Origin of the sequence: Bradymonas sediminis, from assembly GCF_003258315.1 — a bacterium.
Taxonomy (GTDB): domain Bacteria; phylum Myxococcota_A; class Bradymonadia; order Bradymonadales; family Bradymonadaceae; genus Bradymonas; species Bradymonas sediminis.
The window spans coordinates 4478128-4495249 of the sequence record NZ_CP030032.1 but is presented as its reverse complement, the minus strand read 5'-3'; the positions used below and the strand labels follow the sequence as shown (position 1 = coordinate 4495249).

The 17122-nt window shown below is 61.7% G+C and carries 12 protein-coding genes; 7 read left to right on the top strand and 5 right to left on the bottom strand.

What is annotated here, in order from left to right:
• The first annotated feature begins 16 nt into the window (after positions 1-16).
• The 6 genes from DN745_RS16940 to DN745_RS16915 all read left to right on the top strand — a co-directional run bounded on the left by DN745_RS16940 (position 17) and on the right by DN745_RS16915 (position 9737).
• Complete coding sequence (locus DN745_RS16940) at positions 17-1345, top strand: acetylglutamate kinase (protein ID WP_111336692.1); 1329 nt, start codon at positions 17-19, stop codon at positions 1343-1345.
• Positions 1338-2336, top strand: a complete 999-nt coding sequence (argC, locus tag DN745_RS16935; protein ID WP_111336690.1) for an N-acetyl-gamma-glutamyl-phosphate reductase — start codon at positions 1338-1340, stop codon at positions 2334-2336. The genes DN745_RS16940 and argC overlap by 8 nt, the downstream gene beginning before the upstream one ends.
• The gene (gene argH / locus DN745_RS16930; RefSeq protein ID WP_111336688.1) at positions 2333-3619 is read left to right on the top strand and encodes an argininosuccinate lyase; all 1287 of its coding nucleotides are present in this window, start codon (positions 2333-2335) and stop codon (positions 3617-3619) included. The genes argC and argH overlap by 4 nt, the downstream gene beginning before the upstream one ends.
• A gap of 319 nt (positions 3620-3938) precedes the next feature.
• Positions 3939-6800, top strand: coding sequence for a transglycosylase SLT domain-containing protein (locus tag DN745_RS16925; RefSeq protein ID WP_162687749.1), 2862 nt, complete (start codon positions 3939-3941; stop codon positions 6798-6800).
• A gap of 93 nt (positions 6801-6893) precedes the next feature.
• The gene (locus tag DN745_RS16920) at positions 6894-7487 is read left to right on the top strand and encodes a LemA family protein (protein ID WP_111336684.1); all 594 of its coding nucleotides are present in this window, start codon (positions 6894-6896) and stop codon (positions 7485-7487) included.
• Between the two features lie 96 nt (positions 7488-7583).
• Positions 7584-9737, top strand: coding sequence for a M48 family metallopeptidase (locus tag DN745_RS16915; protein WP_111336682.1), 2154 nt, complete (start codon positions 7584-7586; stop codon positions 9735-9737).
• A 23-nt stretch (positions 9738-9760) separates the two neighbouring features.
• Here the strand turns inward: DN745_RS16915 and DN745_RS16910 are convergent, their stop codons facing one another.
• The 4 genes from DN745_RS16910 to DN745_RS16895 all read right to left on the bottom strand — a co-directional run bounded on the left by DN745_RS16910 (position 9761) and on the right by DN745_RS16895 (position 15826).
• Positions 9761-11038, bottom strand: a complete 1278-nt coding sequence (locus tag DN745_RS16910) for a hypothetical protein (RefSeq protein ID WP_111336680.1) — start codon at positions 11036-11038, stop codon at positions 9761-9763.
• A complete protein-coding gene (locus tag DN745_RS16905; protein ID WP_111336678.1) occupies positions 11016-11624 on the bottom strand; it encodes a hypothetical protein in 609 nt (202 codons plus the stop codon). The genes DN745_RS16910 and DN745_RS16905 overlap by 23 nt, the downstream gene beginning before the upstream one ends.
• Positions 11625-11685: 61 nt before the next feature.
• Positions 11686-13476 (bottom strand): oligosaccharide flippase family protein, encoded by a 1791-nt coding sequence (locus tag DN745_RS16900; protein WP_111336676.1) that lies wholly within the window; start codon positions 13474-13476, stop codon positions 11686-11688.
• A gap of 145 nt (positions 13477-13621) precedes the next feature.
• Positions 13622-15826 (bottom strand): protein kinase domain-containing protein, encoded by a 2205-nt coding sequence (locus tag DN745_RS16895; RefSeq protein ID WP_275426319.1) that lies wholly within the window; start codon positions 15824-15826, stop codon positions 13622-13624.
• Positions 15827-16197: 371 nt separating this feature from the next.
• On the opposite strand from DN745_RS16895, the gene DN745_RS16890 reads away from it, so the two are divergent.
• Positions 16198-16803: a TetR/AcrR family transcriptional regulator gene (locus DN745_RS16890; RefSeq protein ID WP_133621915.1), complete on the top strand. Its 606-nt coding sequence runs from the start codon at positions 16198-16200 to the stop codon at positions 16801-16803.
• 107 nt (positions 16804-16910) lie between these two features.
• Here DN745_RS16890 and DN745_RS19435 read toward each other — a convergent pair whose 3' ends face one another.
• Positions 16911-17078: a hypothetical protein gene (locus DN745_RS19435; protein WP_162687748.1), complete on the bottom strand. Its 168-nt coding sequence runs from the start codon at positions 17076-17078 to the stop codon at positions 16911-16913.
• Between the last annotated feature and the right edge of the window lie 44 nt (positions 17079-17122).

Sequence of the window (17122 nt, the reverse complement as noted above, 5' to 3'; positions counted from 1 at the left end):
AAACGGTAGTAACCTGATGCAAAAAGATACTCGCCACACGATCGTGCGCCTGCTCAGTAATATCGGCAGCCGCCGCGAGGTTGACCAATATCTGAAGCGCTTCTCCAGCGTGGAGTCGACGCGCTTTGCCGTGGTCAAAGTCGGCGGGACGATCCTGCGCGATGACCTCGATAACCTCGTGAGTTCGCTCAGCTTTTTGTATCGCGTGGGCCTCTTCCCGATCGTGATTCACGGCGGCGGTGCCCAGCTCAACGCAGCGCTCGAAGAGGCCGGCGTTGAGACCAAGCGTATCGACGGCATGCGCGTGACGACCCCCGAGGTTTTGGAGGTCGCGCGCAAGGTATTTCAGCGCGAGAATTGGCGTCTGGTCGAGGCGCTCGAAGCCATGGGCACCCGCGCGCGTCCGATCCCCTCGGGCGTCTTCGAGGCGCGCCTGCTCGACGAGGAGCGCCTGGGCCTGGTCGGTGAGATCAGCGGCGTCGACCTCGACCCGATTCGCTCGAGCATCCGCGCGGGTCATCTGCCGATTTTGTCGAGCCTCGGCGAGACGCCCAGCGGGCAAATCCTCAACATCAACGCCGACGTCGCGGCCAATAAACTCGCGCTCGATATCGAGCCCTATAAGATCATCTTTTTGACCGGCACCGGCGGCCTGCTCGACAATTACGGGCGAATCATTCCGTCGGTGAACCTGGCCGAAGATTATAATTTCCTGATGAGCCAGGATTGGGTTGAGGGCGGCATGCGCCTGAAGGTCGAGCAGATCAAGGGGTTGCTCGACGAGCTGCCGCTCTCCTCGTCGGTCTCGATGACGGTGCCCGAGCACCTCGCCAAAGAGCTCTTTACCCATCGCGGTTCCGGAACGTTGATTCGCCGCGGCGAGGGAGTCGTGCGCTACGACGGCCTCGACGGGCTTGACCGGGAGCGCACCGCCGAGCTTATCGCGTCGTGTTTTGGCCGGCCGCTGACCGAGGGATATTTCGACAAGAAGCCGTTTTATCGCGTGTATATGTCGGATTCCTACCGGGCCACGGCCATCCTCACCAAAGAAAACGGCATCCCCTATTTGGATAAAATCGGCGTCACCGACCAGGCCCAGGGCGAGGGGCTCGGCGGTTCGATCTGGATGCGGATGAAGCAGGAAAACCCCAAATTATTCTGGCGCTCGCGGGTCGAAAACCCCATCAACCATTGGTATTTCGACGAGGCCGACGGCAGCTATCGCGACGGCCGCTGGGTGGTATTCTGGTACGGTCTCGAATCCTTCGAGGAGGTGAAGACCTGCGTGGACGCCGCGCTTAAGATGCCGGAAACATTGGTAAAACAAGAGGATCAAGATGTCTGAATCGAGCCAAAAGAAGACGCCGAGCAAGACGCTTGGCATCGTCGGCGCGCGCGGTTTCACCGGCGCCGAGCTCATCGGCCTGCTGGCGAATCATCCGGGCTTCGAGCTCCAATACGTCAGCTCCCGCGAGCTCGCCGGAACCCCGCTCAGCGACCATATCGACCGCTTCACGGGCGACCTGCGCTTCGAGGAATTATCGCCCGAGGACGTCGCCCAAAAGGGCGCCGACGTCTGCGTGCTCGCGCTGCCAAATAAGATATCGGGTGACTTCGTCGCGGCCATCGAGCGCACGAAGCCCGACACCATCATCATCGATATCAGCGCCGACCACCGCTTCGACCGCGACTGGACCTACGGGATGCCGGAGCGCTTCCGCGACACCATCCGAGGCGCCACGCGCATCGCCAACCCCGGCTGCTACGCCACCGGCATCCAGCTCGGCCTGGCGCCGGTCGTCGAGCTCGCGATCGCCCCGCCGATGGCGTTTGGCGTCTCCGGATATAGCGGCGCCGGCGCCACGCCTTCGCCCAAGAACGACCTCAATATCCTGCGCGATAACCTCATGCCCTATAGCCTCACCGGGCATATCCACGAGGCCGAAGCCAGCCACCACCTCGGCCACCGCGTCGGCTTTAGCCCACACGTCGCCCCGTATTTCCGCGGCATCACGCTCACCCTCTCGGTGCAGCTCGCCAGGCCCCACTCGGCGGCCCAGATTCGCGAGCGATTCGACGCCTTTTATGCGGGCGAGGCGCTGGTCGAGATCTGCGATGCGATTCCGCTGGTCAAAGACAACGCCGGCAAGCATTTTTTGCGCATCGGCGGCATCGAAGTCGATGCGGCCGGCGAGCGTCTGGCGTTGGTGGTGACGCTGGATAACCTGCTTAAAGGGGCGGCGACCCAGGCGTTGCAGAACGCGAATTTGGCGTGTGGGTTTGATGAGTTGGCGGGGATAAACCTCGATACTGATACTTCCGAGAAAAACACATGAGCGACCCAATCTGGAACAAAGGCAACGCCAAAATCGACGCGCGTATCATGCGTTTTTGCGCCGGCGACGACGTCGTGCTCGACCGCCAGCTATTTGCCTATGATATCCGCGCCTCGCAGGCGCATGTGCGCGGTTTGGGTCGCATTGGCCTGCTCGAAGACGCGGAGCGCGACGCGCTGCTGGCGGCGCTGGCGCAGCTCGGCGAGGCGTTTGAGCGCGGGGAGTTTGCGCTCGATGAGCGCTATGAGGATTGCCACTCGGCGATTGAGGCGTATTTGATCGAGAAGCTCGGGGATGCGGGGCGGAAGGTGCATACCGGGCGAAGCCGCAATGACCAGATTCTGGTGGCGTCGCGGCTTTATCTGCGCGACGTGCTGGCGCAGATCGGCGCGTATGCGAAGGAGATCGCGGGGGTGTGCCTGGAGCGGGCGGAGCGTGATGACGTGCCGATGCCGGGTTATACGCATCTGCAGCGGGCGGTGCCGTCTTCGACCGGGATGTGGTTTGCGGGCTTCGCCGAGGCCTTTATCGACAACGCCCGGCTCGCCCGCGACACGGCGGGTTATATCGACACGAATCCGCTGGGGACGGCGGCCGGGTACGGGGTGAATCTGGGGCTCGACCGCGAGGGTGTGACCGAGGACCTGGGCTTTGAGCGCATGCAGATCAACCCGATCTATGCGCAGAATAGTCGTGGGAAATTCGAGCTTCAAGCGTTGATGGCGCTGGGGCAGGCGTTGCTCGATGTGCGGCGGGTGGCCTGGGATTTGAGTCTTTTTTGCACCGCCGAGTTTGACTTCGTGGAGCTGCCGGACCGGTTTACGACCGGCTCGTCGATCATGCCGAATAAGCGCAACCCGGACGTGGTGGAGTTATTGCGCGCGTCTTATGGCGTGGTGCAGGGGGCGATGGCGGAGCTGCAGGCGATCTTGTCGCTGCCGAGCGGGTATCAGCGTGACCTGCAGGCGTCGAAGGGGCCGGTTTTGCGCGCGATGTCGCGCGGGCTCGACGCCCTGGCGATTATGCCGGAGTTGCTGGGCGCGCTTCGCTTTAATGAGGCGCGTTTGGCCGAGGCGATCGCCCCGGCGATGTACGCGACCGACCGGGCGATCGAGCTCGCGAAGCAAGGGCTTCCGTTTCGCGAAGCCTATGTGCAGGTGGCCGCGGAATTCGATCTTCTCAAGGACCGAACACCCGCGCAGAGCCTCGCCAGTCGGACCTCTCCGGGGGCTTGCGCGGACCTGAAACTCGACGTGTTGCGCGCGCGATTGGCGACGCTTTAAGTTGCTTCTAAATCAGGGACGATTTAGAATCGCGAATTCGATTTTTCAATGATTTCACACCCTTAGAAATCTCGAACTCAGCGAAAGAATTGATTTTTTTGCCCTTTCAATCGCAGGCGAGTATATTGAGTTGGGCTGTACTTCATCGCCAATTTATATTTCCGGGATAGCAAGGATGCGAATCTTGGGTAATGACATGAAAAAGACTGTAAATCCCCTCTCCAATCAGCGCGTTCGGCGCCAGAATCGGCACGCGATTATATCGCTTAGCGTGTTGATTTTATTGAGCTTTTGCGCGTCAACGTCGGCGGCGCAAACCGTGCCGAAGACGCTAAATGTCGAGGTCGAGGCCGAAGACGCGGCGTCAGATCTGTCGGCCGAGGAGGCGTTGGATCGGGTATTGCCATCGGCTGAGCGCTTGCTGGGCGAGGAGACGGATGCGGTCGCGGAGTCGGCGTCGGCAAATGATGAGGTCGAGGCCGCCGAGATCGCCTCAGATATTGCAGCCGAACCCGATGAGAACGCATGGCGGGTGCCGAAGTCGTCGAAGCCCCCGATTCAGGTACGCCGCGCGGTCGGCCAAATTCGCGCGAGCGCCCTGCAGGTCGCCGGCGAAATCGCCACCGAGGAATCACCAGAAAAAGCATCGCTCGCCAGTGGCGCGAGCGAGGATGTGGGGGCGGCTAGGGAAGAGGTCTCGGCGCTCGGGCATACCTCGGGCGGGGCGCTTCCGTCGGCCGATGACCTGCTCTCGGGGCAGGGCGACGCCGCCTCGGCTCAAGACGCCGCACCGGTGGCCAGAGCCGTGGTTGAGTATGACGCCGCGCCGGAAGAGACGGTCGAAGAGGGGCGCGTAAATCGCCGCGTCTTGGACCGTTTTAATCCTTTTGACGCCCTCGGTGAGACGGTCGACTTCTCTATCATCAATGAGTTCGCGGGCAAGCTCCTGCGCAACGATAGCCCGACGCTGGTGTTGTCGCCGTATATTAAGGACCCGCGCTGGCTTGAGGCGATGCGCCTGCTCAAGGCCGATGAGTGCAACGAGGCCTATAAGCTGGCCAACGAAGTCGTAGGCACGCCGGACGCGGACACCGAGCCGGCGATTCGCTACGCGGTGGCGCGCATCGAGATGTGCACCAGCGCGCACGCCGCCCGGGGCAAGAAGACGCTCACCGAGCTTGCGCACGCCGATCAGGGTGTCGTGGCGAGGCTGGCGCGGATTCGCCTGGGCCTGCCGGAGGGGCATGACGGGTACGAAGAGGATGAGAGCGAGCATCTTTACCAGCGCATTCGCGGCGCAAAGAAGGTCGCCGCCGACGGCAAGGTAGCCGACGCGATTAATGACCTTGAGACCCTCCTCGCCCAGCAAACGAGCGGTTGGTACAAATACCAGATCCGCTCGGCCCATGTTGAGATTTTGGAGAAGGCGAAGCGCTACGACGAAGCCGCCGCGATGATGCTCGAGATCTATCGGGACACGCGCTCGTGGAATATCGGTGATCAGGTCGAGGCGCGCCTGGCGCGGCTGGATAAGCTCGCCAGCAAGAAGGTCTTTGATTTTGGCGAGCGGGTGGACCGCATGCGCGAGCTGATCCAGCGCGGGAAATTTAAGACCGCGCGGGAAGTCTCGGTGGAGAACGCGAAGTTGCGCGGCGTCTCCGGCTCCGAGATCAAGGGGTGGGGCCTGTATCGCCAGGCGATGCAGGCGGAGCAGCAGCGAAAGCGCGAGCACGCCGCCGAGCTCTACGCCCAGGCCGAGAAGTTGGTCAAAGACCCGATGGTTCGCCCGCGCATGTATTTTGGGTGGGCCAAGGCGCTGCGTCGTCTGGACCGCGACCCCGAGGCCATCGCGCTCTATGAGCGTGTTTGCTCCGAATACCCGGGCCATACGCTCTGCGATCAGTCGCTTTTTGAGGCCGGTCGCCTGAGCCAATATTTGGGTCTTCATGAGCAGGCCCGCGAGCGATTCGCCCGGATGCTCGAGAATTATCCCGAGAGCAAGATGGTCCCCAAGGCGCTCTGGGGCAGCGCGTTTAGCGCGTATCTGATGGAAGACTTTGCTGCGATGGAGGCGCCGCTGCGGCGTCTGATCGCGGAGTATCCGCAGGTCAAAGACGCCTCCGAGCTCACGATGGGGCTCAAGGCGCAATATTGGCTCGGCGTGGCGCTGCTTAAGGGCGGTGATTTGCAGGCGGCGCAGGTCGCGCTGCAGACGACGATCAATCGTGGCCCGCTGACCTGGTATGGTCGCCTGGCGGTCGCGCGTATGAAGTCGGCGCAGATGAAACCGGTGGTGCATATTCCGCGCTCCCAGATGACCCAAGCCGACCTCCAGGACCTCACGCGTGTGCGCGTTCCCGACGATGCTCGCCTGCATATTGCGGCCGAATATAGCCGTCTGGGCCTGTACGCCGATGCGATCTCCTCGATTCGCGACCAGGCGTCGATCTACCCCAAGCCGCAGCGCGTGCACGAGTTCTTGGCGGCGGTTTATCTGGCCAACGGCGACGCGAGTAACGCCCATTGGATCATGAAAAATCATATCGACCAGTCGCTTATCACGCATCAGAATTTGCGCGATTGGGGCGTGGCTTTTCCGCTCAATTATATGGACCTGTCGCATCAATACGGCACCCAATACGAGGTTTCGCCGTTTTTGGTGCAGGCGATTATTCGCCAGGAGAGTGGTTTTCGCGAGGGTGTCTCAAGCTACGCCGGCGCGATGGGCCTGATGCAATTGATGCCGGGGACGGCGCGCTATACCCAGCGCACCTTCCTGGACACCTCCGGGCGCCTGAGCCGCGCGAAGATGGTCGAGCCCGAGACCAATGTGCGCCTTGGGACGATGTATATCCGGGTGCAGACGGCGTTCGCGTCCGACCGCATCGCCCTGGCCCTGGCCGGGTATAATGCCGGGCCGGCGCCGCTCAAGGATTGGTTTGAGCGCTTCGGCGACCGCGAGCTCGACGCCTGGGTGGAGTCCATCACCTATCGGGAAGCCCGCGGCTACGTGCGCAAGGTGTTTACCAGCTATGTGACCTACGCCGGGCTCTATGGCGATGGGCCGCTGCCGGAGGTGAACCTGACCTTGCCCGAAAAGTTGCGCGATTGGGGTGATGTGCCGGAAGTTGAGAATGTGGAGCCCGATACGCCGATCTCGCTGCTCCAGCGTACGCCATAAACGCGTTCACGCTGGACGCAGGATCACCGTGGAATTAAGCTGGAACTCTAGGTAATTGGCCTGAGTTCAATGTACCCCTCACAGAGGTTGACTATGTGGATCGCGCTCGCTGTTCTGATTGGTGTGATGGTTCTCTGCGGACTATTTTTTGTCAGCATTTATAATAAGTTGGTGACAGGGCGTAATCGCTTCGAGAATGCTTTCGCGCAGATCGACGTGCAATTGAAGCGGCGCCATGACCTGATCCCGAACCTCGTCGAGATCGCCAAGGGCTATATGACCCACGAGCGCGAGACCTTTGAGGCGGTGATTCAGGCGCGAAATATCGCGCAGACGGCGGGCAAGCAGGCATCCAATAACCCCAGCGACTCGGCTGCGATGAAGGGGATGATGGGCGCCGAGTCCTCGCTCAGCGGCGCGCTTGGCCGACTGATGGTCACGGTTGAGGACTACCCCGAGCTGAAGGCCGACCAGCAAATGCAGCGCCTTCAGGAGGAGTTGGCCTCCACCGAGAACCGCATCGCGTTCGCGCGCCAGGCGTTCAACGACGCGGTCACCTCCTATAATATCAAGCGTGAAACCTTCCCGGCGGTCCTCGTCGCGGGCTCCCTGGGCTTTCGCCCGGCGACGCTCTTCGAACTCGAAGTCGAAGAAGAGCGCCGCGCGCCGAAGGTCGCCTTTGGTTGAGTTGGGTTGAGGTTCTTTCCCCCCGATTTAGGGCTCCGAAAGTCAGCGCTGATGTCTAGCGCTGACTTTTTGTGCCGGACCCATGCGACCTGAGCGATGAATAATTTCTTCGAACACCAGGATATTGCCCGAAAGAACACCACCCGTCTGGTCGTCCTCTTTGGCCTGGCGTTGCTGCTGACGATCGTCAGCCTCTATTTTGTCACGCTATTCGCTTTTAAGGGCGTGCAAATCTATGTGGAATCAAAAGGAGCGGGCGGTTTCTTCGATTTTAGCGCCGATTCGCGCTATTTGTGGTGGGATCTTAAGTCATTTCTCATCGCGACGACGGGCACCATCGTGGTGGTCGGCGGGGGCACCTACCTGAAGATCCGGGAGCTCGCGCGCGGCGGCGGCAGCCTGGTGTGCGAGCAATTGGGCGGTAAATTTATCGACCTGCGCACCAATGACCCGGATGAGCAGCGACTGATCAATGTGGTCCAGGAGATGGCCATCGCAAGTGGCGTGTCGGTGCCGCTGCTCTACGTGCTCGACCATGAGCCAAGCATCAACGCGTTCGCGGCCGGCTTCTCGCCGAATAACGCCGCCATCGCGGTGAGCAAGGGCGCCATGCAGCTGTTGACTCGAGACGAACTCCAGGGGGTGATCGCCCACGAATTCAGCCATATCCTCAACGGGGATATGCGCTTGAATATCCGGATGATCGGTATTCTTCACGGGATCCTGATGATCGGCGTGGCGGGGTATACGCTCTTTCGTCTTGGACTTGGCGGCTCCAAGAGTCGGACTCGCAGCAAGAATGACGGCGGTGGCGTGCCGCTTATCGCGGTCGGCGCGGCCCTGATTGTCATCGGCTACGGCGGCCGCTTGATCGGGCGAGTCATCAAGAGCGCGATCAGCCGTCAACGCGAATATTTGGCCGACGCCTCGGCCGTTCAGTTTACCCGAAACCCCGCGGGGCTTGCCGGGGCGCTCAAAAAGATTGGTGGCTGGCCGCAAGGCTCGAAGATCAAGTCGGTGAACGCCGAGGAAATCAGTCATATGTTTTTCGGCAATGGCGTCGACAGATCCTATTGGTTCGATGGGCTTTTCTCGACACATCCGCCGCTACAAGATCGGGTGCGGCGCATCGACCCCTATTTTAGCGGGGCCTTCGCCATCGTCCACCCGACGCCCGCGATGAAGCGCGCTGAGCAGCAGGCAAATCAGCCGAAGCATCATCGGCATGGCGACCCTATTTCGTCGGTGCTCACCGGCCAGGGGTTGGAGGATCTGAAGTCGGGGCGCTCAAAACGGGCGGCCGTGCAGGCGGTGGGTGATATTCTGGTCGCCGGCGCCGTCCTGTCTGACGGCGCCGGGCCGCAGCGCCCCAGACCATCGCAGGCGCCGCTGAACGCCGCAGCCGCCGTGGATTCGGTGGGGCAGATGTCGACCGAGCATGTTGATCGTGCCCGGGAGCTACTCTCGGCCATTCCGGAGCCGCTTCAGGCGCGCGCCCAAGACCCCTTCGGCGCCGCGACGATCGCGTTCGCGCTGCTTTTGGACCCGGATCATCAGATGCGCCGCGCCCAGGTGGAGGTGCTTCGCCGAGAATTAACGCCCGATATGTTCAATGAAGCCGGGCGGTCGACCCGTGATCTTTCGCAATTGGACCCTACGCTTCGGCTGCCGTTGCTCGAGGTTTTGGTGCCCGCCTTGCGCTCGATGTCGCGCGGGCAATACGAGCAATTTCTCGTAATCATCGACCACCTCATTGAGGCGGACCAGAAGGTCACGGTGTTTGAGTTCGCCCTCAAAAAATTGCTGCGCCACCGGCTCGAGGCGACCCACGCGAGCCGCGAAGACCAACCCTACCATATCGCGACCTTCTATTCGGTGTCGCCGCTGCGCCCCGACATCGCGATTCTGCTGTCGTTCCTCGCCGACGCGGGGAGTCACGGGAACCCGGCCGAGGCGAGGCGTGCGTTTGATCTGGGGATCGCGGCGCTTGGGCGAGGCGGCGATATTTCGGCCCACCAACTGCCGTATTTCTCAAGCTCGGAGCGCTCCTTTGAGCAGCTTGATCGCGCGTTGGACCGCATCGCGGGCGCCGCCAACGGCATCAAACACCGCATCGTGCGCGCGACCGCCGCGTGCGTGCTCGCCGATGATGATGTGACGGCCCAGGAGGCCGAGCTGCTGCGCGTGATGTGCGCGGTGATCGATGTGCCCCTGCCGCCATTTTTGCCCGAGCCACAAAAGGTCGCCTGAGCGAGCCGGACGCGTGAAATTGTTTAAAGGCCCAGCCGTCCGTGGACGCGCATGCCGAATTGCCAATGGTCGACGAAGTCGCTGACGCGGGCGAGTTCGTCGGGGCGATTGACGCCGGCCCAGGTGTCGATTTGGAGCATTAAAATCGTTACATCCGGGCGCAGCGTCAGGCCGAATGCGGTGCCGAACGCGTGATCTTCGCCGGTCTGATCCTCGAGGTGGCGGGAGTTAAAATAGGTCGCTTCGGCGAAGACGCCGAGATCAAGCGCGACGCGCAGCACCCCGGAGGTGTCGACCTGGGGCGAGGGGTCGGTGTCTTCGGCGCGCACGACCTTTTCGGGGCCGCCCGTCCATTCGGCGCGCGCCCTTAGACTGCGCACGCGCAGCGGGTTGAACTCGAATTCCGAGCTGACCAGGAAGGTGTCCCAGATCTGGGCGAGGCCCAACTCCAGGGTGAGCTGCGACTCATCTTCGATATAGGCCAGGCCGGCGACGCCGACCGCCTCGAAGTCGACCGGCAGCGGCAGGGCTTCCGCGCGCAGCGCGATGAGGTTGGATTGAATATCTTCGGGGGCGTAGAGCAGGTGCAGGCTCGTGTCGCCAAAGGGGCTCGCCACGCCGATATAGGCGCGCTGGCGGGCTCGGCTTTGGGCGTCGCCGGCGGCGACAATCAGGCCATCATCCCCCGGATAATTCTGCACCGTACCGGTCTCAATCCACCCGACGACCAGCGATGCCCAGTCGTGAAGCACCAGCCTTGCGCCGTAGATGGCCTCGTTTTCCTGAACCGATGCGAGGCCAACTGGATCCTGGTAGCCGTCGCCGGTCGCGACCGCGTTGACCGAGTTTCCGACGAAGACCCCAAACACCTCAAGCCCCACGCCCAGCTGATAGAGGTCGATGCTCGCCAGGCCACCGCCGGTCATCGTGCCGGCGCGCGCGTCTCTGGCGCCGCGGTTGGTACATGCCTCGAAATCGAAGGTCGACGTATTGCTGAAAACCCCGGCCATATCGAAGCGCCAGTTCATCGCCTTGCCCGCCTCGCGCTCCAGGAATAAGCGGTTGCGCTCGAGGTCCTCGCGGTAGACGCGGTGGAGTCGATTATAGTCGGCGATGATGGAGCGCGCGCGCCGGGTGCTCTGAAAGATATCGGCGTCTTCGGAGGGGCAGGTTTGAGCGAAAGCCGCGCCACTAAAGAATGACTGACTTATTATAATTGCGAGTAAAATCAGGAGGATACGCGGCGCGCGGGTCGCCGCGGCGCGCGGGTTCAGGCGTTTATTCGATGGTCGTTGCATCATCAGACTCCGCGTCGTCCGTGCTGGGATCGGTGGTCGCGTCATCGGCCACTTGAGGAGTCTCGGCGCTATCGCTTTCGGCCGACGCACCGGATTTTTGACCCTTGAGCAATGCGCGCTTGGCCTCGAGTTTCTTCATCTTAACGTAGTCGTCTTTGAGCATGCGCCGGGTCATAAACCAGTCGCTCTCCGGCTTCTTCCAGACCTCGATATAGCGCTTCTTCTTCACGACCATCGCCGGCTTCATATAGGACTCTTGCTCGAGCTCGACGATGACCTCCGTCTTATGATGCTCGAGCGCCTTAATCTCGATATTCGAGATGTGGAAGTCCTCGCCGAGCTCGTCGTAGCGCGCCAAAAATGCGTCGCGTTTCTCGGGCGAAACGACCATCGCCGCGGCCTCCCAGCGCATCCAGCGCATATCGCGGTGGAAGGTCTGCACCGTCAATTGCAGGTCGGCCTGGTCGTCGATCGATTGGTCGGTGGGGGAGTGCGCGCACGCGCCCAGGCCCAGCAATCCGCTGAGCAGCACCAGGGCGAGGAGGAGGCGCAGCGCGCGCGAGGCGTTCGTGGAGGCGGTCGAGTTCATCGGTTCAGTCTCGGTAAAAATAGCGTGGCGCGCGTTGGCCGGGGAGGCAAGAAAGATGCGATTATTTCTTGCCAATGACGGCTTTAACGCGGGCAAGGTCTTTGGGACCAAATTCGCGAAGTGCGAAGAGAATGCCCAAAAAGAGCAGCCCCATCACGCCCATCTTAACCGCAACGATGGCCAGAAAGCCAATTTTCCCAAACTCAAGCACCCACTGGCTGGGCAACGTGAGGAAATAATTCGCGCCGCCCAGAATGGCCAGCGCCGCCATGACGCGCGCGAGGGTGGCCGGCGGGAGCCCGGCGCGATAGGTGCGCCACAGCCACGCCAGCGAGAGCAAGAAGCCGAAGAGCATCGCGATGGTCGTGGCGGTCGCCGCGGCGGTCATATACTCGGGGGCCTTGAGCAGGTAGGGGCCGGCGAGGTCATTGCGATTCTGAGCGATCTCGATGGCCGCGTAGACCGCGCCCTGGGCGGTGTCAGCCGGGGCCGCGACCTCGGGCGTCCAGGTGATTTGCTCGACATTTGCCTCGTGCAGATTGTCGATAAAGACGTAGTTGAGGGCGCCGCTGAGCAGCATGCTCAGGGTCATGATCACCACGGCTACGCCCGGGCGTCCCGCGCCGATGATGATGGTGGTGGCGACATAATACAGCGCGAAGAAGATGATCGACACGCTCAAGATCGCCAGCGCCGGCGCCGCCTGCTGGTAGGCGGTGGCGTAGAGGCCGGTGATAATGGCGTCCGAGTTCAGCGCGAGCAGGCCGCCCACGCTGGCGATCAGCAGCAGGCAATAGCGGAAGGTGTCGTGGATATAGGCTTTGGTGCGCTCGCGATCTTCGGCGAAGGTCGACGCGCTGATGAGCGGGAAGATGACGAAGGTCACCGCGATGACCCCCATATAGGGGATGCGCGCGATATTGAGCGCCGCGCCGTAGAGCCCGGCGAATTTGGAGCTCAGCGAGTTAAACACCGCTTCGGCGCCGACCAGATGCGGCGGCACCTCCGAGGCGATGCGCTTGAGCATAAAGAGGTCGGCGCGCATCAGACCGTTGAGCGCGAAGGTATAGAGCATGATGAGGACCAGGTAGCCCAGCAGCCGCTTAAGCGCCGCCTTGGGGGATTGCTCCTCGGTGATGCTCACCTCGGCGGCGTCGGGCTTGGCCGCTTCGCGCGCCATGACCCGCCAGACCCACACGCCTGAGATGACGCAGACGATGCCCGCCGCCATCGCGAAGCCGACCACCGCGCCCATGACGCCGAAGCCCAGCAGCACCAGCCCCACCAGGAGCAGCATCTTCAGCGTGCTGAAGACGATATCCATGGTCGCTTGGGCGACGAAGGCTTTGGTGCCGTTAAAATAGCCGATAAAGATCGCGTAAAACGCGTAGGCCAGCACGATGAGGCTGGAGACGCGGATATAGGGTGTGAGCGAGGGGTCGTTGAATTGCTCCGCGATCCAGGGACTCCCGAGCGCGTAGGCCGCCGCGATGGGCACGCCCAGCGCGAGCTGCAATTTCATGGCCTGGTGGACCACGCGCCGCGCCGCCAGGGGCTGCTCGCTGACCATCTTGCTGACGGCCTGCAAGGTCCCGGTGATCATGACCATATTGAGCAGGCTGATCGACTCGGTGACGATCTTAAAGACGCCGAATTTCTCCGGCGATCCCAAAAAGATCGGCAAGCCCAGTTGGATGACCGCGCCGGTGAGCATAAACCACAATTTGGCCCCGGTGATGACCAGAAAACCGCGCCCGGTGCTGCGGGCGGTGTCATCGTTGGGGGTTTCGGCTGCGTGGAGGGAGGGGGCAACGGAGTCGGCAGACTCCGGGGTATTTTCGTGCTCGGTCATAGGATTTCAATTGGCCTGAGGGATCGCCAGAAACAAAAAACGCTTCTACCGTATTCGCGGGGATCGGGCCAATAAATTCAGGCGCTTCGGGGCGGCGGTTTTATCGGGGCTGCAGAATGCTGGAGGGGTCAACCCAGCGCGGAGCTCAGATGCTCGGCAGATCGATCGGGCCTTCGTTCTCGAATTTCAGCACTTCGACCTGATGGAGCATATATCCCAGGCGCAGCGCCATATCGAGCCGGGCCGGGTCGAGCATCTGCAGGCATTTGCTCAATGAGGTGCCCGAGCGGATCTGGGTATAAATGCGCAATTCGCGGGCGGTCATCTTGAGGCGATTTACGCTGATAGGTGGGTGGCTAATCTTATAAATATCGACATGTTCGCGCCCTTCATAATAGCGGCGGATCAGCTCGAGGGGGATGACGTTTCGGCAGGCCTCGGCGATGGTCAAATAGGTGTCGATGCCCAGGGGATAGCCCATCGTGCTGGGCTCTTGATTCTCGAAATACCCGTAATAGCCCGAGGGCCACGTGAAGACGTCGAGCAATTTCTCGCGCATCTGATCGGAGAGGAGCGCGAAAATCTCGTGGGCTTCGACCGCGCCGATGGCGACCAGGGCGTCGCCGAGGCGCCCGCCCCATTCGTCCAGGCGGTCGAGGGCCTCGCTGAGTTGGTCGGCGCTGATGCGGTTGGCGCGCAGGGCGAAGGCGCCGAGGCGCTCCGACTTCTTATTGGTCACCACTAAGATCGGTTCGCCGCCGCGCATATAGATCGACTTCTCGACCGAGCCGGAGCGCACCAGGAGGCGACCGGTGGCCGAGGATTGATAGAGGCGAGCGAGGATGCGGGCGAAGGGAACCTCCGCCAGGTCGCCCTCGTAGGTGGCGTATGCCTGGCGTACGCGGTCGAATAGAGGGCGATTACGCTTGCCCTCAAATTCAGTGGTGATCAGCTCGTCGAGGCTGCCGAAGTCGGCTGACTGCGCGAAAACCGGGGAGATCTCCTCGAGCGAGTCATCTTCGTGGAAGACGCTTGAGGATAGCTCGAAGGGAATGGTCCCGGGGATCGCGTCTGAGCCCGCATCCCCAAGGTCGTGGGCTTCGGTTTGGCGGGTATCGGGGCTGGGCTTATCGTGTGCCTTTACGCTTGGCACTGGTGCGGATGGGGCTTCGCGCTGCGATTCGCTGTCCGCGCTCGATTCGAAGTCGGCGGCGTCGTAGAAGTCGCTTCCGATCGGATTTGCGTGCGTTTTAGAGGCGGGCCGTGCGGGCGCATGCTTTGACGGAGCCTCGTCGAGCTGGGCTTCGCTCATCGGGAACTCTTCCGGCGGCGGCGGCGGCGCCGGCGCCGCGACGGCGGCCGACTTCTCGCGGGGCTCAGGCCGCGGGCTGAGGCGGGCCTTCTCGAGCTCGATCTCCTCGCGGAAGAGCCGGCGCATGAAATTCGACAGGTCGCTGCCGGTGACTTTAATGCTGTAGCGGTAGCAGAAGTCGACCAGCGCCTGGTAAAACTCGCCGGTCGTTTGATAGCGCTCTTCGCGGTGCTTGGATAAGGCGCGCTCGACGATCTCGCGCAGGCCGCTAGGCAGCGCGTCGGTCGCATCCAGGCGCCCTTGAATCTTGGCGTCGCGCACCTGCAACATGACCTCGAGATCGGAGTCGCCGACAAACAGCCGGCTCATGCTCAGCGCCTCGAAGAACACGATACCCGCGGCGAAGACGTCGCTGCGCGCGTCGATCGCCTCGCCCATGACCTGCTCGGGGCTCATATAGCCGACCTTCCCCTTGAGCGTGCCGCTCTCGGTCAGGGTGCGCTGGATGGCCGCCTTGGCGACGCCGAAGTCCCCGACTTTAACGTCCCCGGTGTAGCTCATCATGATATTTGACGGGCTGACATCTCGGTGGATGATGCTCAGCGGCTCGCCGTAGGGATCGGTGGCGCGATGGGCGAAGCTCAGACCCTTGAGCATCTCCATCGTGATAAAGAGCACCAGGTCCAGCGGGATCTTCAGGTTGCGCTCGGCGCAGCGCGCCAGCACCTCGAGCAGGTCGCGCCCGCGCACATACTCCATCGCGATATAATATTGACCGTCGATCTCGCCGAGGTCGAAGACTTGCACGACGTTGGTGTGGTAGAGGCTGACCGCGATTTTGGCTTCGTTGATGAACATTTCGACGAACTCATCGTCGTCGACCAGGCTCGGCAGAATTAACTTGATCGCGAATTCTTTCTCAAACCCGGCCGCGCCAAAGGTCTTGGCGCGGTAGATCTCGGCCATCCCGCCGGCACCAATCTTTTCAAGTAGGACATAACGTCCAAAATTTGTGCATTCACCAAGGTTGCTAACCACCGCGGGCGCCTCTTTTTATTCAGATTATGGGCAGGACTTTCCTGAGGGGAGACTAGCATAGTTCGCCGCGACGGGTCCACCACTTCAATGGTAATTGTGTTCTTTCAGAGCAAGTCCGGCGGCGGCTCAGGTAAGTTTTAATACAATTTTAATACGTCCCCGCGCAGCAGAAGGCGCGGCCGTGGCGCGACCTCCTCGATGAATCGAGCGCCGGCGCGGAGCTGGATTGTGCCGGACTTCGGGTGATATTGGCTGCCCGGGTTGCAACCCGCGATAAGGCGTGGAACTCTGTGGGCGCGCGGCGCCGTCGCGCCAAGCGCGATCGCTACCGGACCGTGGCCCCAATTGCCGCTGATAACCTTCAGGAAGTCATGACCAAACATCGAAGCCCCGACGAGCGGGCCACTCAGATCTTGGATGCCGCCCGTGTCTGTTTTATGCAGCGCGGTTATTTCGCCACGCGTATGGAGCAGATCGCCAAGGAATCGGGGCTCTCCAAGGGTGGGATCTATTTCCATTTTGGCTCAAAGCGCGACATCTTTCGCAGCCTGGTCGAGCGCGAATACCAAAAGGATATGGATTTTATCGACAGCGTGCTCGACGTCGAGAAGGATATTCTGAGCATTTTGTCGGGCATCGGCGAGCACTTTATGCAGGCATTCGCGTCGACGGATACGCCGCGATTCACCGCGATAATTGTGGAGATGGCGATCCGCGACGAGGAGATCCGCGAGATGCTCGAAGAGCTGCAAAATAACTATATCACCCGCATGGCCGACGTGCTGGAGCGGGCGATGGATGAGGGGCAATTGCGCAAGGTCGACCCGATCGCGACCGCGACGCTGCTTAAGGCGATTATCGACGGGGTGCAGGCGAGCATGGCGGTGGGCGGAGACCCGCCGGATCTCGAGGGCCTGCTCGGGGTCGCGCTGCAACTGCTCACCCAGGGATTGCTCACCGAAGATGCGCTCGCCTGACGCACAGCGCCAGCGCATCGAGGGCGTAAAAATGCCCGGACGCCACCTCGCGATGAGGGGTGCGCCCGGGCATTTTTCGCTCTTTTAGCAGTCGCGCGGGGCGTTGCTTATTTTGCTTCTTCGGCCTTTTCGGCGGGGGCTTCGGCGGGAGCCTCAGCGGCGGCTTCCGGCGCGTGGTCGCCCATCAGGGCCTGAGCGATAAAGCTGCCAATACCCACGACGGTGAAGACGGCGACGAGTCCGATGGCGATACCTTGTTTCACTTCTTTCATCATAATCTATATCCTTTGGCGCTGCTCAAAATTTGAATTAATACGCA